Source organism: Agromyces mariniharenae (assembly GCF_008122505.1).
GTDB classification, from domain to species: Bacteria; Actinomycetota; Actinomycetes; order Actinomycetales; family Microbacteriaceae; genus Agromyces; species Agromyces mariniharenae.
Map to the genome: position 1 here is coordinate 1,815,674 of NZ_VSSB01000001.1, position 19,217 is coordinate 1,834,890.

Genomic DNA, 19,217 nt, shown 5'->3' on the forward strand with positions numbered 1-19,217 from the left:
GCCGCGGCAGGACCCCCGTTGGCGGCCGATCAGGGCCGCATCGGCGTCAGGACCCCGTCGAGCGCGCGTCGGGAGCGCTGCCGGCCCGCAGGCGATCGAGCACCTCGCCCATCGCGGCAGTGCGGTCGGCCCAGTCGGGCACCGGCCCGTCGGCGCCGACCGGGAACGCCGACCGCGCGGGCACGGCCGCGGCGACCGCCGCTGCGAACCCCGTGCCGTCGGCGATCGTAACGCGCGGATCGGATGCATCACGGAAGCCGGCGACCGGCGTGGAGACCACCGGACGGCCAACGGCCTGGTACTCGTAGAGCTTGATCGGGTCGAGGCTGTCGGTGAACGCGTCGACGACGTGGGGCACGACGAGCACGTCGGCGTGCTGCAGGTAGCCGATGACCTCGTCGCGGCGTCGGGGGCCGAGCAGGCGCGCTCCGGTGTCCTCGAGCCGTCGCACGTCGTCGGCGCCCAGGAGGTTCGGGCCCACGAGCACGAGCGTCCCGGTCGGTCCGAGCGCCCGTGCGGTGGCTTCGCAGAGGGCGATGTCGATGCGGTCGGCGTGCACGGTGCCGAGGTAGAGCGCGACGGGTCCCGCGGGCAGGTCGGCGGGACGCGGCCGGGGGCGCCGGTAGGCGTCGACGTCGACCGCGTTCGGGATGAGCACCACGGGTCGCTGCTCGCCCTTGCGGCGGGCCAGCTCGGGCGAGCAGACGACGACCTCGCGCGAGACGCGGAACAGCGCGGCCTCGTTCGCGGCGGTGCGCTGCAGCTCCGCCGCGGGCCGGTCGGCCGCCAGCCAGTCGTCGGTGACGTCGTAGAGCGTCGGCCAGCCGGACCGCTCGGCCAGCGGCGCCATGCCGGGGTCGTTGATCCAGAGCAGCGGATGCCGCATCCCGAGCCGGTTCGCAGCGCGCATGATCGCGCGCGCGAGCCGGTCGTCGGCGCGGCGGTCGAACCGGCGCGGCAGCCACTTCACGGGCCGGACCGCGTGCAGCCGACCGGCCGCGCCGCCGGGGACCTCGCGCACGCGCGCCCCGAAGCGAGGACGTCGGCGCGACGCCAGGTCGTGCGTCGGATCGGCCGGCGGCTCGACGAACAGCACGCGCAGCGCGGGATCGGCCGCGAGCAGCCCGGCCACGAGGTGCTGGTTCCGTCGCCACACGTCGTCCCAGCGCTCGAGCGACACCACCACCAGGTCGGTCACAGCACCCCCCGGTAGACGGCCTCGGTCCCGTCGGCCTGTGCCCGGATCGAGAAGGCCTGTTGCTGATGCGCGCGCTCCGCCGCGCCCAGGTCGGCGCGCCCCGGCTCGTCGTCCGCCAGTCCCCGGAGCCGTCGGCCGGCGTCGTCGGCGTCGTCGGGCGCGAACAGCGTGCGCTCGTCGAGGCCCTCGAGGAGCTCGACGTGCCCACCCGCCTCGGCGGCGATCACGGGGAGCCCGCCGGCCATGGCCTCGAGCACGGTGAGCCCGAGCCCCTCGACGGGGCACGGCGCGATGAGGATCGCGGCCCGGTCCATGACGGCGGGCAGGTCGGAGCGGAACCCCGAGAACCGCACGACCCCGTCGAGACCCAGCTCGCCGACGAGCGCCTGCAGGGCGCCGAGCTCGGACCCGTCGCCGGCGACCTCGAGTGTCCAGCCGTCGGCGGCGAGGCCCGACGCGGCGAACGCGCGCACGCCGACATGCGTGTGCTTCTCGGGCTCGAGCCGCTGCGCGATGAGCACCGTGCGATCGCGGGGGCGACCGTCGCCGAGCGGGCGCGCATCGACACCGGTGTGCACCACCGTGCTCGGGCGATCGACGGATGCCGCGACCGCGGCGCTGATCGAGACCTCCGCGTCGATGCGGCCTCCCACGAGCGCATCGATCGGCACGGGGCCGAGGCGCCCGCGCGGCTGCGCGAAGTGCCGCGTGGAGACGACGGCCGGGCGCTGCCGCCGTCCGGCGAGCCCGAACACGGCCCCCACGTCGGCGGCCGTCATGTGGGTGTTCACGACGTCGATGCCGGCGGCACGACGCCGCACGGCTCGCAGGACCTCGATCGTGCGGGCGGCGGGAACGTGCTCGACGCCGGCCCCGGCGAGGGCGGGACGCATCCGCTCGGCCGCGCCGCCGACGACGGCGACGTCGTGGCCGTCGGCCGCCTGCGCGAGCGCGAGGCGCAGCACGAACTGCTCGACGCCGGCGAACCCGTCGGACCGGATCGCGTGCAGGATGCGGATCGGGCCGTTCACCGACGCACCCCGCGCTCCGCGCGGAGCGACTCCACGAGGTCGAGGTAGCGTCGGGCGACCTCGGGCCACGAGTACTGCTCGGCCGTGGCCCTGGCGGCGCCGCGCAGCGCAGTGCGGTCGATCCGGTCGAGCTCGTCGAGGCGATGGCCGACGGATGCCGCGTCGCGGTCGACGAGGTGGCCGTTCTCGCCGTCGCGCACCAGGTCGGGCGCGAACCCCACCCGCGTCGCCACGACGGGCAGGCCGCACGCCAGCGCCTCGAGCAGCACCAGCGCGTTCGCCTCGTAGGCGCTCGGCAGCACGAGGGCGTCGGCGGCCCAGAGGTACGGCACCGGATCGTCGTGCGTGCCGACGAAGCGCACGCGGTCTGCGACGCCGAGCTCGCGCGCCTCCGACTCGGCACGACGGATCATGTCGGGGGTGCCGCCGACCACCACGAGCGTGATGCCGGTCGCGCGGCGGAGGCCCTCGATCGCGAGCGGCAGTCCCTTGCGCTCGTACTCGTGCCCCACGAACACCGCGACCGTGCGCTCGTCGTCGATGCCGAGCGCGGAACGCGCCCGCGAGCGCTCATCGGCGTCGGGTGGACGGAACCGCTCGATGTCCACGCCGTTGGGGATGACGTGGATGGGGGCGCGCACGCGTCCGTACGTCGCGACCAGCAGGTCCGCCTCCGCGCTCGTGAGGGCGACGATCGCGCGGTGGGTGCGTCCGCGGTACCGGATCCGGTCGCGGACCGCCGTGAACAGGTGGACGGGGTTGCGCACCATCCGCCAGGCGTAGTGCCCCCGTGCCCGCATCGCCGCCTGGAGCAGTCCGTGGTTGACGTAGACGTCGCCGGCCATGACGTCGTTGTGGCAGATCGAGACGGCGTCGGGACGCTGGGCGAGGAACCGGCGTGCGCGGCGCGTGCCGACCGTGCTGAACCAGATCACGTTGCGGGCGCCCTCGAGGTGGTTGCCGATCGCGGTGCGACCGGTCGACCGGCCGGGCCGCTTGCCGGCCTCGGCGAGGGTGAAGCGCTCGACGATCGCCCCCGCCGCGGCGAACTCCCGTTCGAGGGCGTACGCGACGCCGGCCACGCCGCTGCCGGGCCGGATCGTCGGGACGATCTGCACGATGCGCGTCATGGCGCCGCCTTCGCCTCGGTGCCGCCGGGCGCTCCGGGTCTGCTCGCGGCCGTGCGCTCGGCGAGCAGCTCGTCGGCGAGGGCGAGGTAGCGCTCGGCGGTCGCGCGCCACGAGTGGCCCTCGACGCTGGCCCGGGCACGCCGGCGGAACCCGGCGAGCTCGTCGTCCTCCAGCCCCGCGAGCTCCTCGAGTCGCTCGCCCACCGCGAGCGGATCACGGTCGACGAGGTAGCCGTTGTCGCCGTCCACGACGATCTCGGGCGCGTAGCCGACCCGTGTGGTCACCACGGGCAGCCCGCTCGCGAGCGCCTCGAGCACGACGAGCGCGTTCGCCTCGTAGGCGCTCGGCAGCACGAACATGTCGGATGCCGCGAGGAACGGTGCGAGGTCGTGTCGCGGGCCGACGAACAGCACGCGGTCGCCGACGCCGAGCCCCTGTGCCGACGCGTTCGCCTCCGCGATGATGTCGTCGGAGCCTCCGACGATGAGCAGCAGGACCGACGGCGCGTAACGCAGTCCCTCGATCGCGTACCGCAGGCCCTTTCGGTGGAACTCGTGCCCGATGAACACCGCCACGCGCTCGTCGGTGCCGAGGCCGAGGGCGCTCCGCGCCTCGACGCGCTCCTCGTGCGTCGGCGGCCGGAAGCGCCCGAGGTCGACGCCGTTCGGGATCTCGACCGTGCGGGGCCGTACGCGTCCGTACGCGTCGCGCAGTTCCGCGACATCCTGCTGCGACAGCACGACCACGGCTCGATGGGTGCGCCCCCGGTACCGGGCGCGGTCGCGCAGGTGGACGAAGATGTGGAACGGGTTGCGCACCATCAGCCACGCGGGGTTCCCGCGAGCCCGCATCGACCCGAGGATCACGCCGTGGTTCACGTACACGTCGCCCGCCATGACGTCGTTGTGGCAGATCGAGACCGCGTCGGGCCGCTCCGCGAGGAAGCGGCGGGCGCGAGCGGTGCCGAAGGTGCTGAACCACACCACGCGCCAGCCGCGCGCGAGTCGGCGCATGAGCTTGGAGCGCGGCCACGGGCGGGGCCGTCCGCGCCGGGCGTCGTCGAAGGTGTAGCGCTCGACGCTCGCCCCGAGCGCCCGGAACTGCTGCTCGAGGTTCCACGCGACGCCGGCCACGCCCGAGCCGGGGCCGATGAACGGCACGATCTGCACGATGCGGGTCATGCGACCGACCCGTCCGACGACTCGAGGTACCTTGCCTCCACCCGTGCCGGGCCCAGGCGGTAGAGCGCGGCGCGCTTGCGGGCGGCTCGGCCGCGCTCGCCGGGGAGCGCGATCGACCGGGCCATCGAGCCGATCCACTGCGCCGTGCGGGCGGTCTGCCACCCGACCGTCCCGTGGTGCTTGCGCAGGTAGCGCTCGAGCGAGGCGTGGAAATGCGCCTCGCGGCGCGACGGGTCGCTGCTCGTGCCGGCCCCCGTGTGCACGGCGCGAGCGGCCGGGACCTCGGCGTGCCGCCAGCCCAGCCGGTGCGCGCGGTAGGCCCAGTCGGTCTCCTCGGCGTAGAGGAAGAACCCCTCGTCGAGGCCCCCGACCTGGTCGAGCGCCTCGGCGCGCAGCATGAGCACTGAGCCGATGACGAACGTCGGCCCGCGTCGGAGCCCGGCCAGTCCAAGCGCCTCGAGCCAGGCCGCGGTCGGCGACGGATACCGCCACTCCACCCGCGCGGGCTCGCCCTGCTCGTCGACCTGGGCGGGGCCCACGCTCGCGAGGTCGGGCGCGGCCAGCAGCGCCGCGTGCAGCGCGTCGATGTCGGCGCGCGAGATCACGGCGTCGGGATTGACGAGCAGCACGTCGGCGCCGGGTCGGAGCCGGTCGGCCAGCGCGACGTTGACGCCGGCGGCGAAGCCCCCGTTGCGGCCCGGGTCGAGGTACCGCACGCCCAGCTCGTCGCAGAGCGCCGCGATCTCGGGCAGCGAGGAATTGTCGACGACCGTGACCGGCAGGCCGGCCAGCGGCTCCAGCGCCCGACGCAGGAGCTCGGGGGCGCCGTACGCCACGACGACCACCTCGATCTCGCGGTCGTGGTCCGCCGCGCCGGGCGAGCGAACGGGCGCCGTCGCGTCGCCGTCGTGCAGCACTGATCGGTACAGGTCGAGGTAGGCGCGACCCACCTCGTTCCAGTCGCAGGATGCCGCACGCTCGCGTCCGAGCGACCGCAGCTCGCCCGCGCGCGGGCCCGCCGCGTCCACCAGTGCCGCGGCAAGCGCGTCGGCGTCGCCGATCGGGACCACGATGCCCGCGCCGCCGACGACGTCGGGGAGCGCCCCCGCATCGCTGGAGACGACGGGCACGCCGCACGCCATCGCCTCGATCGCGACGCGGCCGAACTGCTCGGTCCAGGTCGGCGTCGGGAGCGACGGCACGGCGAGCACGTCGATCGAGCGGTAGAACGCGACCACGTCCTCGGGCGCCAGCGCTCCGAGCACCTCGACGCGATCGGCGAGGCCGCGTCGCGCCACGATGTCGGGCAGGTCGGCCGCCATCGGCCCCCCGCCCGCGATGCGGACGTGCAGGCGGCGGTCGCGCGCCATCGCGTCGAAGAGCACACCGAGGCCCTTCTCGGGAACGAGGCGGCCGGCGAAGCCGACGACGATGCGGGCGGCTGCGTCGGAAGCGTCGGTCGCCGCGTCGCCGGCGGCGGCCGGGGCGTCCGTCGCGACATCCGCGTGCCCGTCGCTGAAGCGCTCGAGGTCGATGCCGAGCGGGATCACGCGGGCGCGACCGGCGAAGCCCTTCGCCTCGGCGATGCGCGCGGCATCCGTGTTGCAGGCCGAGACGCCGGAGGCGGTGCGCAGGGCGTGCCGCTCGAGCCACCCGAACGGGATCGGGTAGCGCTTCGCGAGGTTCTGCGCGGTGTAGAGGACGACGGGCGCCTGGTTGCGGCGCAGGCCGCGGAGCAGCAGGAGCTCCGCGGTCGCGAGCGAGAACGGCTCCTCGTGCACGTCGATGACGTCCCAGTGCTCGCCGAGGCGTCGCCAGAGGGGCCGCGGGTCGTACAGGAAGAGCGCGGGGTGCCGGCCGATCGTGGCGACGCCCTCGACGCGCTCGCTCGGTCGTGGGCGCAGGGCCACCAGCGCGCCTCCTTCGGGCCATGCCCGCGCGCTCAGGAGCGCCACCTCGACGCCCAGGCTCGCCACGGCCCGTTCACGGCCGCGCCATTCATCGACGACGGCGCTGTGCGAGACCCTCAGCGCGCGCACACCGCCCCCTCAACGTAGACTGCCTTCGACAGATACAAGATATCCGTGCGTGCGCGTGCCACCCAGCGCGAGTCGCCACGGGGGGACGCGACCGAGCGGCCGAACCTTGGGGGAAGAGCCAGTGGCCGATGGTGCCCGCACTGCGGCGACGACGCCGAGGGTCCTGCACCTCGACCACACGACGGTCCCCGGCGGCGCCGAGTTCGCGCTCGTCCGGATGCTGCGTGCCGGTGCGCCGTGGGCCCCGGCCGTCATGCTCGCGCCCACCGACGACGGGCTCGGCGTCTACGCGGACATCCCCGACGAGGTGCCGCGCCGAGTCGTCGGCGTGCGGCAGCCCGCGGGCGTGAGCTCCGGCGGTCCCGGCCTCCAGGTCGTCGCTGCGCTCCGGCTCGTCGCGCAGGCGATCGCGACCCGCCTGCATCGCGGCTTCGACCGCGCAGAGGTCGTCGACGCGAACACCGCCCGCGCCGCGGCCTACGGCGCGCTGGCCGCCTGGACGTCGCGAGTGCCGTTCGTCGTGCACCTCCGCGACATGGTCGACGCCGAGGCGCTCGGCCGCACGGGCCATCTCCTCATGACGCGGTTCGTGCTCCCGCGCGCCGACGGCGTCGTCAGCGACACCAACCCGCCGCTCGACTCGGCTCGTCCGTACCTGCGATCCGACGCGGTCGCGCGCGTCATCCCGAGCGCGTCCGGACTCCGGCTGCGCGCCGCGCCGCCGGCGCGCACCGAGGGCGCCCTGCGCGTCGGCATGCTCGCCAGGATCGACCCCTGGAAGGGCCAGCTCGTGCTGCTCGAGGCCTTCGCCGAGGCGTTCGCCGGCACCGATGCGCGCGTCGAGTTCGCCGGCTCGGCGCCGTTCGGCCATGACGACTTCCTCGGCGCGCTGCAGGATCGCGCGACCGAGCTCGGGATCGCCGACCGGGTGGTGTTCCACGGGCACGTCGACGACGTCGATGCGCTCATCGACGCGTGGGACGTGGCCGTGCAGGCGTCGACCCGTCCCGAGCCCCTCGGCCAGAACGTGCTGCAGTACCTCGCCTCCGGTCGCGCCGTGGTCGTGGCCGACGAGGGCGGGCCGCTCGAGTGGGTCCACGACGACGTGAACGGCCTGCGGTTCGCGGCGCGCGACGTGCAGTCCCTCGCCGAGGTGCTGCGCCGACTCGGGGAGAGCCCCGCCCTGCGGGAGCGGCTCGGGGCGGCGGCGGCGGCGACGCCCGGGCTCCTCGACGACTCGGCCGTGGCCGAGGCGCACGCCGTGTTCTACCGTGAGGTGCTCGAGGCCGTACGACAGCGGTCGCGAGCGTCGGCTGCGATCAGCGCAGCGGAGCCGGCATGAGCGCCCCGTTCACGGTGCTCGTCGTCTGCACCGGAAACATGAACCGGTCGGCGCTCGGGCACGTGCTGCTCGACACGTGGGCGGGGTGGTACCTGCCGACCGAGGCCACGGGCGAGGTGCGCATCACGAGTGCGGGACTGCGCGCCCCCGAGGGCTCGACCATGGGCCGGCGCTCCAAGGTCATCGCCGAGGCGCTCGGCGCCGACGGATCGGCGCACCGGGCTCGGCAGATCTCCGAGGCCGCGATCCGCGACGCCGACCTGGTGCTGGTCTCGTCGGCGCGGCAGCGCGACGACGTGCTCGGGCTCGTCCCCGGGGCGCTCCGGTCGACGTTCACGATCCGGGAGGCCGGACGCATCGCCGACCTGCTCGAGGCCTCGGCCGCGCCGACGACGGCCGAGGAGATGCGGGCACGGGTCGCGAAGCTCGCCGAGAACCGCGCCATGGCACCCGGCACGGGCGATGACGACGACATCGTCGACCCGCAGGGCAGGGACGACGACGACTACCGGCTGATGGCGCGCCAGGAGGTCCCCGCGCTCACCTCGATCGCCGGGCTCCTGTTCGGGATGCCCGAGGGCGAGGCCGCCGCCTACGCCGAGGCGGTCGAGGCGGCTCGGTTCGGGCTCGAGGGCGAACCCGAACCGGCGGCGAGCGACGGCGAGCGGCCTCGAGGCCGCCGCCAGGCCTGAGAGACCCCGGCCTCGGCCGAGGCACCGCCTTCGCCTCAGTGCCCGTCGCCCTGCGGCGGCAGCGTCGCGACCAGCGGGTGGTCGAAGTCGAGCGCCCCGACCTTCGCGGCACCGCCCGGCGAGCCGAGCGCCTGGCCCGAGGGGGTCGACACGTCGAAGAACTCGACGTTGGCCGTGTAGTAGTCGGCCCACTCCTCGGGGAGGTCGTCCTCGTAGTAGATCGCCTCGACGGGGCACACGGGCTCGCAGGCGCCGCAGTCCACGCACTCGTCGGGGTGGATGTAGAGCGAGCGTTCACCCTCGTAGATGCAGTCGACGGGGCACTCGTCGATGCAGGCCCGATCCTTGACGTCGACACAGGGCAGGGCGATGACGTACGTCACGAGGCGACCAGGGCGCCGGCGCGGGAGATCTCCACCTGCTCGTCACGGGGCACGACCTTCACGCGCTCGCGTTCGACGCCCTCGAAGGCCTCGCCGAGGCCGCGTTCGTGCCCGTCCAGCTCGAGCCAGCCGGCCCAGGTCGTGTAGCGGATGCCGCGGGCCTCGAGCAGCTCGAGCACCTCGTCGCCCCCGGCGGCCTCGACGAGCGTCGCGGGGAGCGCGCCCGCCGCGGCATCCGCGAGCAGGTTCGTGATCGTCTCGAGCGCGTCGCCCTTGGTGTGGCCGATGAGGCCCACGGGACCGCGCTTGATCCAGCCCGTGGCGTAGACGCCCGGGAGGTGGGCGCCCGCGGCATCCGTCACCCGGCCGCCGTCGTTCGGGATGACGGCGCTGCGCTCGTCGAACGGGACGCCCGGGACCGGCGAGCTCGCGTAGCCGACCGCGCGGTAGACGGCCTGCACGGGCACGTCGACGAACTCGCCCGTGCCCGCGACGCTGCCGTCGCCGACGGGGCGCGTGCGCTCGAACCGGACGCCCTCGACGCGCCCGTCGCCGAGCACTTCGACCGGGTTGTACAGGAAGTGCAGGTGCAGGCGACGCGACGCCGTGCGGGTGGTCTCCGGAGTGGGGCGCCACCCGTTCAGCGTGCGGGTCATGACCTTCACCTGGTTGTTCGACGCGTGCAGCTGCTCGGCGTGCGGGTCGCCGGCCGCGCGCTCGAAGTCCTCGTCGTAGACGATCACGTCGACGTCGGGCACCTCGCCGAGCTCGCGCAGCTCGATCGGCGTGAACTTCACGTGGCCCGGGCCGCGGCGGCCGAACACATGCACGTCGGTCACGGGCGACGCCTCGAGGCCCGCCACGACGTTCGCGGGGACGTCCGTCGTGAGCAGGTCCTTCGGGTGCTTCGCGAGCACGCGGGCGACGTCGAGCGCGACGTTGCCGTTGCCGATCACCGCGATCTGCTCCGCCTCGAGCGGCCACTCGCGGGGCACGTCGGGGTGCCCGTCGTACCAGGCCACGAGGTCGGCGGCGCCGTAGGACCCGGGCAGGTCGATGCCGGGGATGTCGAGGGGGGCGTCCTTCAGCGCGCCGGTCGCGAAGACGACGGCGTCGTAGCGCTCGCGGAGCTCCTCGACGGTCACGTCGCGGCCCACCTCGACGTTGCCGATGAGCCGGATCGTGCCCGCGTCGAGCATCTCGTGCAGCGAGTTCACGATGCCCTTGATGCGCGGGTGGTCGGGCGCGACGCCGTAGCGGATCAGGCCGTAGGGCGCCGGCAGCGACTCGAACAGGTCGATGGCGACCTCGCCGCCCGCCTCCGTGACCTGGCGGTGGAGGATGTTGCCGGCGTAGATGCCGGCGGGGCCGGCTCCGACGATCGCGACGCGAAGGGAGAGGGTCATGGGGACATGGCCTTTCGAGGGTGATCCGGGGAGTCGGTCGGGGGAAGGGGTCAGTCGTCGGCGAGCTCGGCCGTGGCGGCGGCGGTGAGGGCGTCCGGTGCATAGGGGCTCAGGGTCACGACGTCGCCGACCACGACGACGGCGGGCGAGCGGATGCCGCGACGCGCGGCCTGCAGCGCGATCGTGTCGAGCGTGCCGATCGTGACCCGCTGGCGCGGTCCGTAGCCGTCCTCGATGATCGCGACGGGGCAGTCGCCGCCGCGCTCGCCGCGGGCGAGGGTGATCGCGGAGTTCGCGAGCGTGCCGATGCCCATGAGCAGCACCACGGTGTGGTCGCGGCCGCCGCCGAGGGCCCGGATCTGGTCGTGGCCGGTGACGACGGTGAACGTCGTCGCGAGGCCGCGGTGGGTGAGCGGGATGCCGGCGATCGCCGGCACCGAGATGGCGCTCGTGATGCCGGGCACGACCTCGACGTCGATCCCGCGGTCGCGGCAGTGGGCGAGCTCCTCGCCGCCGCGTCCGAAGATGAACGGGTCGCCGCCCTTCAGCCGCACGACCTGCTTCCCGGCGCGGGCAAGGGTCACGAGCAGCTCGTTGATGGCGTCCTGCGGCACGGCGTGGTGGCCGGGGAGCTTGCCGACGTCGACGACCTCGGCCCGCAGCTCCACGCCCTCGGCGGCGAGGCCGTCGAGCACCCCGCGGGCGCCGAGGCGGTCGGCGACGATCACGTCTGCGGCCTCGAGCGCACGCAGTCCGCGGATGGTCAGGAGGCCCGCGTCGCCGGGGCCGGCGCCCACGAGGACGACGCGGCCGACCCCGCTCATCGGTCCCGCTCCACGAGCAGGCCGCGGCGGCGCAGCATCCGTCGCTCGAGCGGGGCGAAGGCCACGAGCTCGATGAGGATGCCGATCGCGAGGATCACGAGGATCGTCGCGAGCACGCCCGCGAGGTCGGCGAGCTCGCGCGTCTGCTGGAGCATCGAGCCGAGGCCGAAGCCGATCGTGCCGCCCATGGCGATGATCTCCGCGGCCATGAGCGAGCGCCACGAGAACGCCCAGCCCTGCTTGAGGCCGGCGACGTACCCGGGCAGTGCGGCGGGCAGGACGACGAGCGTCGCGAGCTCCCAGCGGCGGGCGCCGAGCACCGTGCCGACCCGGCGGAGCTGCGGCGGCACCTGGTCGACGCCGGCGATGAGGCCGTTCACGATCGACGGGATCGCGCCCATGAGGATGACGAAGTACACCGTGGCGTCCGACAGCCCGAACCAGATGATGGCGGCCGGCACCCAGGCGACCGACGGGAGCACCTGCAGGCCGGAGATGATCGGTCCGACGGCCCGCCGCAGCGGGCGGACCTCGGCGAGCAGCAGGCCGAGCGGCGTGCCGACCGCGATCGCGATGAGGAACCCGAGGATGCCGCGCTCGAGGCTGGTGGTGATCGCGAGCTGGAGCCGGCCCGACTCCCAGGCCGCCGAGATCGCGTTCACGACGTCGGCCGGTGCGGGCACGATGTCGGGACGCGGCTGCGCGATCACGATGTAGAGCTGCCACGCTGCGACCAGCACGGCCACGAACAGGATCGGCGGCAGCACGCTGGTCGTGAACCGGCGCCATGCGCTGGCGCGGCGCTCGGGGGTGGTCTGCAGTCGGTCGAGGCCGGCCTCCAGGCTGCGGAGGTCGTCGTGGTCCGTGGCCGCCGGTGCGGCGACCGGGGCTTCCAGCAGGGTGTCACGCGGCATTTCGGCGGATCTCCTTCCGCAGCTGGTCGGTGATCTCGATGGAGAGCGCCGCGACCTCGGGCGACTCGATGCGCCGCCCGGCGGTCTCGGCGATGCGCCACTCGCCCGCGACCCGGCCGGGGCGGCTCGACAGGAGCACGACCCGCTGCCCGAGCCGGGCTGCTTCGCGGACGTTGTGGGTGACGAAGACGATGGTGCGACCGGTCTGACGCCACACCCGCTCGAGCTCCTCGTGCAGGAGGTCGCGCGTGATGGCGTCGAGGGCCGCGAAGGGCTCGTCCATGAGCAGGACGGGCCGGTCCTGGGCGAGGGCCCGGGCGAGCGCGACGCGCTGGCGCATGCCGCCCGACAGCTCGTGCGGACGCTTCTCGGCGGCATCCGCGAGGTTGACGACGTCGAGCAGCTCGAGCGCCTCGCCGCGGCGGGCGGCGCGCGGCACGCCGCGCAGACGCAGGGCGAGCTCGACGTTCGCGCGGGCGGTGAGCCACGGCATGAGCGCCGACTCCTGGAACATCACCGCGGAGCCCTCGGCCGGTGTGTCGATCGAGCCCGTCGTGGGCTGGTCGAGCCCAGCGATGAGGTTCAGCAGCGTCGACTTGCCGCAGCCGGAGGCCCCGAGCAGGCAGACGAACTCACCCGCCGTGATCGAGAGGTTCACGTCGTCGAGCACGAGCGGCCCGGCGCCGAAGCGCTTGCCGAGGTGCTCGATGCGGATGGCCGTCTGCCCGCTCATGGGTCGACTCCCTACTCCTCGCCGAGGTCGCCCGCGGAGACCGGCTCCTCGCCGGCATCCTCGAGCAGCCCGTTCAGCAGTCGCAGGTCGAACAGGCCCTCGATCGAGCCGGCCTTCTGCGTGCCGGCCTCGAGGCCGTTCTCGACGAGCGTCGCGAACGTCTCGGCGTGCGGGTCGGCCGAGAACGTGACGTGCTCGAGCGACCGCGTGATGACCTCGTCGGCGAGCGGCTTGCCCGTCTCGGCCTCGAGGGCGGCGTTGATGACGGTCGCCGCCTCGTCCGCGTGCTCGTCGAGCCACGCCAGCGACGCGAGGTGGCCCTCGAGCAGCGCCTCGACCGTCTGCGGGTGCTCCGCGAGGAAGGTCGCGTTCACGAGCAGCACGGTCGTCGGGAAGTTCCCGTCCTCCCAGAGGTCGGCCTCGTCGACGAGCACCTTCGCGCCGGCGTCGACGATGAGCCGGGAGACCCACGGCTCGGGGAGCCACGCGCCGTCGAGCTGGCCCTGCTGGAACAGGGTCAGCGTCTGGGCGTTCTCGGTCGGCGTGATGTGCACGTCGCCGCCGCCCGAGGTGTCGGTCGTGAAGCCCTCGTCGGCGAGCCAGCTGCGCAGCGCCACGTCCTGCGTGTTGCCGAGCTGCGGGGTCGCGAGTGTGGTGCCCTCGAGGTCCTCGGGCGAGTCGATGTCGTCGCGCACGACGAGCGCCGCGCCGCCGGTCGCGGCACCGGCGACGATGCGCGCCGATTCGCCGGCCGACTGGATGAACGTGTTGATCGACGGGTTCGGCCCGATGTAGGTCGCGTCGATGGCCCCCGCGGTGAGCGCCTCGATCGCGGCCGGTCCGGCGTTGAAGACCTGCGTCGACAGCGTCGTGTCGCCGAGCGCCTCCTCGAAGAGGCCCTCCTGCAGGCCCACCAGCGCGGGGGCGTGCGTGACGTTGGCGAAGTAGCCGAGGCGAAGCTCCTCGGATGGGGTGCCGGCGTCGGCGGATGCCGCGGCGGTCTCGCCGGCGGCCGACTGGGCGCTGCATCCGGTCAGGACGGCCGAGGCGACGATCGCGCCGGCCATCATCATGCCGCCCACCAGGCCGAGGCGGGATCGGACGCGGGACGTGGCGTTCATGCTGCTGCTCCTTCGGTGGTGGTCGTGCGGATGGGGGTGTCCGTCGCGGGTGCGACGGGCGGGGTGACGATCGCGGCCGCGAGGGTCGCGCCGTCCTGCGGGTGGATCACGAGGAACGCACCCGCACGTCGGTGGTCGGCGTACGGTTCGACCGGGAGCTCGCCGGCGAGCTTCAGGGCGACCTGGCCGATGTCGTTGGCGTCGAGCCGCTCGGCGGGCTCGAGCGCGAGCGTGCCGAGGTCGCGGCGGCCGTGCACGGCCGTCACGAGCGCCTGCACGGTCGACGTGCCGGTCTTCACGAGCACGCGCGCGCCCGGCACGAGCGGCCGGGGGTCGAGCTGGAAGACGGATGCGTCGAGCTCGCGACGCGGCTCGGGCAGCGAGCCGGATGCCGCGATGACGGCGCCGCGCGCCGCGTCGATCTCGTCGGCGAGCCGCAGCGACACCGACTGCGGCGCCGACGCGGACTCGAGCTCGGCCGGTCCCGCGTCGATGCCGACGACCGTCGTCGTGGCGCCGCCGGGGAACACCTGCACGGCGTCGCCGACGCGCACGGTGCCCGAGGCGATGCGTCCGGCGAACGCGCGGTAGTCGCGGAACGCCTCGGCGTCGGCGACGTCGGGCGCCAGCGCGCCCTGCGGCCGCACGACGAGCTGCACCGGCATCCGAAGCGCCTCGAGCTCGGTCTCGAGCTCGTCGAGCGACGGCAGTGCCTCGAGGAGCTCGAGCAGCGCGGGCCCGGCGTACCAGGGCGTGTTCGCCGAACGGTCGACGATGTTGTCGCCGGCGAGCGCGGAGACCGGGATCACGTGCGCCTCCGGCAGGCCGAGCTCGCGAGTGAGCGCCGTGACCTCGTCGGCGACGCGCGTGAACGCGGCCTCGGAGTAGTCGAGCAGGTCGATCTTGTTCACCGCGACGATGACGTGCGGCACGCGCAGCAGCTGCACGACGGCGAGGTGGCGGCGAGTCTGCTCGAGCACGCCCTTGCGCGCGTCGACGAGCACGACGACCGCGTCGGCCGTGGTGGCGCCGGTGACCATGTTGCGCGTGTACTGCACGTGACCGGGGCAGTCGGCGAGGATGAACGACCGGCGGCCCGTCGCGAAGTAGCGGTAGGCGACGTCGATCGTGATGCCCTGCTCGCGCTCGGCGCGCAGGCCGTCGGTGAGCAGCGCGAAGTCGATCGCGCCGGGCTCGCCGCCGAAGCCGCGCTCGGCGGAGGTGCGGGCCACCGACTCGAGCTGGTCGGCGAGGATCGCCTTCGAGTCGTGCAGCAGGCGCCCGACGAGGGTCGACTTGCCGTCGTCGACCGAGCCGGCCGTCGCGAAGCGGAAGAGCGCGTCGCCCATCAGAAGTACCCGTCCTTCTTGCGGTCCTCCATGGCGGCCTCCGAGATCCGGTCGTCGGCGCGGGTCGCGCCGCGCTCGGTGAGGGTCGAGGTGGCCACCTCGCGCACCACGTCGGCGACGGATGCCGCGTCGGACTCGACCGCGCCGGTGCAGCTCATGTCGCCCACCGTGCGGTAGCGCACGACGCGACGCTCGATCGCCTCGCCCTCGCGCGCCGGCGACACGTCGGACACGGCCCGCCACATGCCGTCGCGGCGGTACACCTCGCGCTCGTGCGCGTAGTACAGTGGCGGGAGCTCGATGCCCTCCCGCTCGATGTAGCGCCACACGTCGAGCTCGGTCCAGTTCGAGATCGGGAACGCGCGCACGTGCTGGCCGACCGTGTGGCGGCCGTTGTAGAGGTCCCAGAGCTCTGGGCGCTGGTTGCGCGGATCCCACTGGCCGAACTCGTCGCGCAGGCTCAGAATGCGCTCCTTGGCGCGAGCCTTGTCCTCGTCGCGTCGGGCGCCGCCGAACACGGCGTCATGGCGGCCGGCGGCGATCGCGTCGAGCAGCGGCTGGGTCTGCAGCGGGTTGCGCGTGCCGTCGGCGCGCTCCTGGAGGCGTCCGTCGTCGAGGTAGTCCTGCACGGCGGCGACCTCGAGCCGCAGCCCGAGCCGCGCGACGGTGCGGTCGCGGAAGTCGATGACCTCGGGGAAGTTGTGGCCCGTGTCGACGTGCAGGACCGGGAACGGCACCCTCGCGGGCCAGAACGCCTTCGCGGCGAGGTGCAGCACGACCACGGAGTCCTTGCCGCCCGAGAACAGCAGCACAGGGCGCTCGAACTCGGCGACCACCTCGCGGATGATGTGGATCGACTCCGACTCGAGCGCGTCGAGGGTGGAGAGGGAGCGGCTCGCGGGTCGAGGAGCGACCTCGTCCGCTCGTCGAGTAGCGCCCGGCGTAGCCGGACGCGTATCGAGACGCGTCGTGTCGGTCTCGATACGCGTCGGCTCCGCCGTCGCTACTCGACCACCGGGGCTTGTGATCTCGCTCATAGGTGCAACCCGCATTCGGTCTTGGCGAGGCCGGCCCAGCGGCCCGACCTCGGGTCCTCGCCCGCGGCGACGGGCTTCGTGCACGGCTCGCAGCCGATCGAGGGGTAGCCGTGCGACATGAGCAGGTTCACGGGAACCTGGTGCGCGCCGGCGTGGTCGAGCAGCTCGTCGAAGGTCCATGCCGCGAGCGGGTTGACCTTCACGAGCCCGTTGCGCTCGTCCCAGGACACGAGCGGAGTGTTCGTGCGCGTCGGCGCCTCCTCGCGGCGCACGCCCGTGAACCACACCTCGTAGCCGCCGAGCGCCTGCTGCAGGGGCGCGACCTTGCGGCGCGCGCAGCAGAGGCCCGGATCGCGGGCGAAGAGCTCGGCGCCGAACTCGGCGTCCTGCTGCGCGACGGTCTGCTCGGGCAGCACGTCGACGATCCGCACGTCGAGCGCGCGGGCGACCTCGTCGCGCGTCACGTACGTCTCGGTGAAGTGGTACCCCGTGTCGAGGAACAGCACGTCGACGCCGGGCAGCTGCTCGGCGATCACGTGCGGCAGCACGGCGTCGGCCATCGAGCAGGCGACCGCCGCGGCATCCGTCGCGAAGTGCTCGGCGACCCACGCGACGACCTCGGCGGCGGATGCCTCGTGGTCGGTCAGGCTGCCGAGCTCGAGGTTGCCCGCCTCGGCGAGGGCGCGCAGCTCGTCGGCCGACCTCCGGTCGTCGAGTAGCGACGCCGGAGGCGACTCGTATCGAGACGCCTCGTCACCGGGTCTCGATACGCGTCCGGCTGCGCCGGGCGCTACTCGACCACCGGAGGGGGCGATGTTGCGTGCGCTCATCGCAGGGCCTCCTCGTCGGCGCGGTGCGCCCACTGCGCGAACGATTCGTCGGCGGCTCCGTCGCGCTCGGCGAGGAACCGCGTGACCACGCGCTCGACGTAGTCGGCGATGCCGTCGGCCGTGACCTTCAGGCCGCGCACGGTGCGGCCGAGTCCGGCCTCGTCCCGGTCGAGCGAGGCGAGCCCGCCGCCGAGGTGCACCTGGTAGCCGGGGACCTGCTCGCCGGAGTCGTCCATGATGAGCTGGCCCTTGAGGCCGATGTCGGCCGTCTGGATGCGGGCGCACGAGTTGGGGCAGCCGTTGACGTGCAGGCTGATCGGGTGCGGCAGGTCGAAGCCCGCGAGGCGCTCCTCGAGCTCGAGCACCGCGGCCGTCGCGTACGCCTTGGTCTCGACGATGGCGAGCTTGCAGAACTCGATGCCCGTGCACGCGATCGTGCCGCGGCGGATGAGGCTCGGCCGCGCAGAGAGCCCGAGCTCGTCGAGGCCCGCGATGAGCGACTCCACCCGGTCCTCGGGGATGTCGAGGATGACGACCTTCTGGTGCGGCGTGGTGCGCAGCCGGGTCGACCCGTGCGCCTCGACGAGGTCGGCGAGCCTGGTCAGGATCGGGCCGGAGACGCGACCGACGATCGGGGTCGCGCCGACATAGAACCGGCCGTCCTTCTGGCGGTGCACGCCGACGTGGTCGCCGGGCGTGGTGGGCGTCGGCGCCGCAGGGCCGTCGGGCAGCGGCGCGTCGAGGTATTCGGTCTCGAGTACCTCACGGAACTTCGCGACCCCCCAGTCGGCGAGCAGGAACTTCAGGCGGGCCTTGTTGCGCAGCCGCCGGTAGCCGTAATCGCGGAAGATCTGCGCGACGCCGTGCCAGGCCTCGGCGACGCGCTCAGGGGCGACGAACACGCCGAGGCGCTCGGCCAGGCGCGGCGCCGTCGAGAGGCCGCCGCCGACCCAGAGGTCGTAGCCGACGCCGAGCTCGGGGTGCTCGACCGCGACGAACGCGACGTCGTTGATCTCGTGCACCACGTCCTGGCTGGGGTGGCCGGTCAGGGCGGACTTGAACTTGCGCGGCAGGTTCGCGAGCGACTCGTCGCCGATGAAGCGGCTCGTGATCTCGTCGATCTGCGGGGTCGGGTCGATGAGCTCGTCCGCGGCGATGCCGGCGACGGGCGAGCCGAGCACCACGCGGGGCACGTCGCCGCACGCCTCGGTCGTGCCCAGGCCGACCGCCTCGAGCCGGCGCCAGATCTCGGGCACGTCCTCGACGCGGATCCAGTGCAGCTGGATGTTCTGGCGGTCGGTGAGGTCGGCGGTGTCACGACCGAACTCGGTCGAGATGCCGCCGATGACGCGCAGCTGCTCGGTCGTGAGCTGCCCGCCGTCGATGCGGACGCGCAGCATGAAGTACTCGTCCTCGAGCTCGTGCGGCTCGAGCGTGGCGGTGCGGCCGCCGTCGATGCCGGGCTTGCGCTGCGTGTAGAGGCCCCACCAGCGGAAGCGGCCGTGCAGGTCGGTCGGGTCGATCGAGGCGAACCCGCCGTCGGCGTAGATGCGCTCGATGCGCTCGCGCACGGCGAGGCCGCCATCCTCCTGCTTCCACTGCTCGTTGGCGTTCAGCGGCTCGGTGCCGTCGACCTTCCACTGTCCGTGGGGGCGGGAGGCCGGGCGGGCGGGGCGATCGCCCCGGACCGGTCGGTCGCCTGCCGGACGCTCGGGCCGGGCCGGGCGCTCGGTGCGGGCCGGGCGCGCGGGCGCGGGCCCCGTCGTCGTGGGCGGTGTCGTCACGGGCGTCCTCCTCTCGGCCGGCGCGTTCTGCGCGGTGGTGTCCGCTCGAACGTAGGCGAGTCGGCCACCCGCGAACAGGTGTTGTGTCACGACCGGTCACGGCCCGTCGCATTGCGTCACATGACGTCGTTGTTCGACACGAGGGGTTGCGCTCGACTCCGCGGGGGTAATGGGACGATTGCCTCCGTTTCGGTTGGGTCGGACATTGTCCTTGACCTAGCAG

17 protein-coding genes are annotated in these 19,217 nt (G+C 73.8%); 2 read left to right on the forward strand and 15 right to left on the reverse strand.

Annotated features, from left to right (window positions below):
- Window positions 1-46 precede the first annotated feature (46 nt).
- From FYC51_RS08365 to FYC51_RS08385, 5 genes are read right to left on the reverse strand one after another with little or no spacing between them, the layout of a single operon-like run.
- Window positions 47-1,198, reverse strand: a complete 1,152-nt coding sequence (locus FYC51_RS08365; protein WP_148733120.1) for a glycosyltransferase — start codon at window positions 1,196-1,198, stop codon at window positions 47-49.
- Window positions 1,195-2,229: a glycosyltransferase gene (locus tag FYC51_RS08370; RefSeq protein ID WP_187432550.1), complete on the reverse strand. Its 1,035-nt coding sequence runs from the start codon at window positions 2,227-2,229 to the stop codon at window positions 1,195-1,197. Before FYC51_RS08370 ends, FYC51_RS08365 begins: the two co-directional genes overlap by 4 nt.
- Window positions 2,226-3,359, reverse strand: a complete 1,134-nt coding sequence (locus tag FYC51_RS08375) for a glycosyltransferase (RefSeq protein WP_148733122.1) — start codon at window positions 3,357-3,359, stop codon at window positions 2,226-2,228. The genes FYC51_RS08370 and FYC51_RS08375 overlap by 4 nt, the downstream gene beginning before the upstream one ends.
- On the reverse strand, window positions 3,356-4,540 hold the full coding sequence (locus FYC51_RS08380) for a glycosyltransferase family 4 protein (RefSeq protein ID WP_148733123.1): 1,185 nt from the start codon (window positions 4,538-4,540) through the stop codon (window positions 3,356-3,358). The genes FYC51_RS08375 and FYC51_RS08380 overlap by 4 nt, the downstream gene beginning before the upstream one ends.
- Window positions 4,537-6,579: a glycosyltransferase gene (locus tag FYC51_RS08385; RefSeq protein ID WP_148733124.1), complete on the reverse strand. Its 2,043-nt coding sequence runs from the start codon at window positions 6,577-6,579 to the stop codon at window positions 4,537-4,539. Before FYC51_RS08385 ends, FYC51_RS08380 begins: the two co-directional genes overlap by 4 nt.
- 121 nt (window positions 6,580-6,700) lie before the next feature.
- Here FYC51_RS08385 and FYC51_RS08390 point away from each other — a divergent pair, with 121 nt between their 5' ends.
- On the forward strand, window positions 6,701-7,921 hold the full coding sequence (locus FYC51_RS08390) for a glycosyltransferase (protein ID WP_148733125.1): 1,221 nt from the start codon (window positions 6,701-6,703) through the stop codon (window positions 7,919-7,921).
- On the forward strand, window positions 7,918-8,613 hold the full coding sequence (locus tag FYC51_RS08395) for an arsenate reductase/protein-tyrosine-phosphatase family protein (RefSeq protein WP_148733126.1): 696 nt from the start codon (window positions 7,918-7,920) through the stop codon (window positions 8,611-8,613). The genes FYC51_RS08390 and FYC51_RS08395 overlap by 4 nt, the downstream gene beginning before the upstream one ends.
- A gap of 35 nt (window positions 8,614-8,648) precedes the next feature.
- Here the strand turns inward: FYC51_RS08395 and fdxA are convergent, their stop codons facing one another.
- From fdxA to FYC51_RS08445, 10 genes are read right to left on the reverse strand one after another with little or no spacing between them, the layout of a single operon-like run.
- On the reverse strand, window positions 8,649-8,996 hold the full coding sequence (fdxA, locus tag FYC51_RS08400) for a ferredoxin (RefSeq protein ID WP_148733127.1): 348 nt from the start codon (window positions 8,994-8,996) through the stop codon (window positions 8,649-8,651).
- Window positions 8,993-10,402 (reverse strand): FAD-dependent oxidoreductase, encoded by a 1,410-nt coding sequence (locus tag FYC51_RS08405; RefSeq protein WP_148733128.1) that lies wholly within the window; start codon window positions 10,400-10,402, stop codon window positions 8,993-8,995. Before FYC51_RS08405 ends, fdxA begins: the two co-directional genes overlap by 4 nt.
- Before the next feature lie 50 nt (window positions 10,403-10,452).
- On the reverse strand, window positions 10,453-11,226 hold the full coding sequence (gene cobA, locus FYC51_RS08410) for a uroporphyrinogen-III C-methyltransferase (protein ID WP_148733129.1): 774 nt from the start codon (window positions 11,224-11,226) through the stop codon (window positions 10,453-10,455).
- The gene (locus FYC51_RS08415; protein WP_148733130.1) at window positions 11,223-12,140 is read right to left on the reverse strand and encodes an ABC transporter permease; all 918 of its coding nucleotides are present in this window, start codon (window positions 12,138-12,140) and stop codon (window positions 11,223-11,225) included. The genes cobA and FYC51_RS08415 overlap by 4 nt, the downstream gene beginning before the upstream one ends.
- Window positions 12,130-12,873 carry an ABC transporter ATP-binding protein gene (locus FYC51_RS08420; protein ID WP_148733131.1) on the reverse strand — a complete coding sequence of 248 codons (744 nt, stop codon included), beginning with the start codon at window positions 12,871-12,873 and terminating at the stop codon, window positions 12,130-12,132. The genes FYC51_RS08415 and FYC51_RS08420 overlap by 11 nt, the downstream gene beginning before the upstream one ends.
- A gap of 11 nt (window positions 12,874-12,884) precedes the next feature.
- Entirely contained in the window at window positions 12,885-13,994 is a 1,110-nt protein-coding gene (locus FYC51_RS08425; RefSeq protein ID WP_148733132.1) for an ABC transporter substrate-binding protein, read from the reverse strand.
- Complete coding sequence (locus tag FYC51_RS08430) at window positions 13,991-15,343, reverse strand: sulfate adenylyltransferase subunit 1 (protein ID WP_148733133.1); 1,353 nt, start codon at window positions 15,341-15,343, stop codon at window positions 13,991-13,993. Before FYC51_RS08430 ends, FYC51_RS08425 begins: the two co-directional genes overlap by 4 nt.
- A complete protein-coding gene (cysD, locus tag FYC51_RS08435; RefSeq protein ID WP_148733134.1) occupies window positions 15,343-16,380 on the reverse strand; it encodes a sulfate adenylyltransferase subunit CysD in 1,038 nt (345 codons plus the stop codon). The genes FYC51_RS08430 and cysD overlap by 1 nt, the downstream gene beginning before the upstream one ends.
- Window positions 16,377-17,210 (reverse strand): phosphoadenylyl-sulfate reductase, encoded by an 834-nt coding sequence (locus FYC51_RS08440; RefSeq protein ID WP_148733135.1) that lies wholly within the window; start codon window positions 17,208-17,210, stop codon window positions 16,377-16,379. Before FYC51_RS08440 ends, cysD begins: the two co-directional genes overlap by 4 nt.
- Window positions 17,207-18,994 (reverse strand): nitrite/sulfite reductase, encoded by a 1,788-nt coding sequence (locus FYC51_RS08445; RefSeq protein WP_148733136.1) that lies wholly within the window; start codon window positions 18,992-18,994, stop codon window positions 17,207-17,209. Before FYC51_RS08445 ends, FYC51_RS08440 begins: the two co-directional genes overlap by 4 nt.
- Window positions 18,995-19,217 lie beyond the last annotated feature (223 nt).

Bases quoted from the DNA above. Each gene is read 5' to 3' on its own strand.
- FYC51_RS08375 (WP_148733122.1), bottom strand. From the start codon at position 3,359: ATGACGCGCATCGTGCAGATCGTCCCGACGATCCGGCCCGGCAGCGGC.
- FYC51_RS08380 (WP_148733123.1), bottom strand. From the start codon at position 4,540: ATGACCCGCATCGTGCAGATCGTGCCGTTCATCGGCCCCGGCTCGGGC.
- FYC51_RS08395 (WP_148733126.1), top strand. From the start codon at position 7,918: ATGAGCGCCCCGTTCACGGTGCTCGTCGTCTGCACCGGAAACATGAAC.
- FYC51_RS08405 (WP_148733128.1), bottom strand. From the start codon at position 10,402: ATGACCCTCTCCCTTCGCGTCGCGATCGTCGGAGCCGGCCCCGCCGGC.
- cobA (WP_148733129.1), bottom strand. From the start codon at position 11,226: ATGAGCGGGGTCGGCCGCGTCGTCCTCGTGGGCGCCGGCCCCGGCGAC.
- FYC51_RS08415 (WP_148733130.1), bottom strand. From the start codon at position 12,140: ATGCCGCGTGACACCCTGCTGGAAGCCCCGGTCGCCGCACCGGCGGCC.
- FYC51_RS08420 (WP_148733131.1), bottom strand. From the start codon at position 12,873: ATGAGCGGGCAGACGGCCATCCGCATCGAGCACCTCGGCAAGCGCTTC.
- FYC51_RS08425 (WP_148733132.1), bottom strand. From the start codon at position 13,994: ATGAACGCCACGTCCCGCGTCCGATCCCGCCTCGGCCTGGTGGGCGGC.
- FYC51_RS08430 (WP_148733133.1), bottom strand. From the start codon at position 15,343: ATGGGCGACGCGCTCTTCCGCTTCGCGACGGCCGGCTCGGTCGACGAC.
- cysD (WP_148733134.1), bottom strand. From the start codon at position 16,380: ATGAGCGAGATCACAAGCCCCGGTGGTCGAGTAGCGACGGCGGAGCCG.
- FYC51_RS08440 (WP_148733135.1), bottom strand. From the start codon at position 17,210: ATGAGCGCACGCAACATCGCCCCCTCCGGTGGTCGAGTAGCGCCCGGC.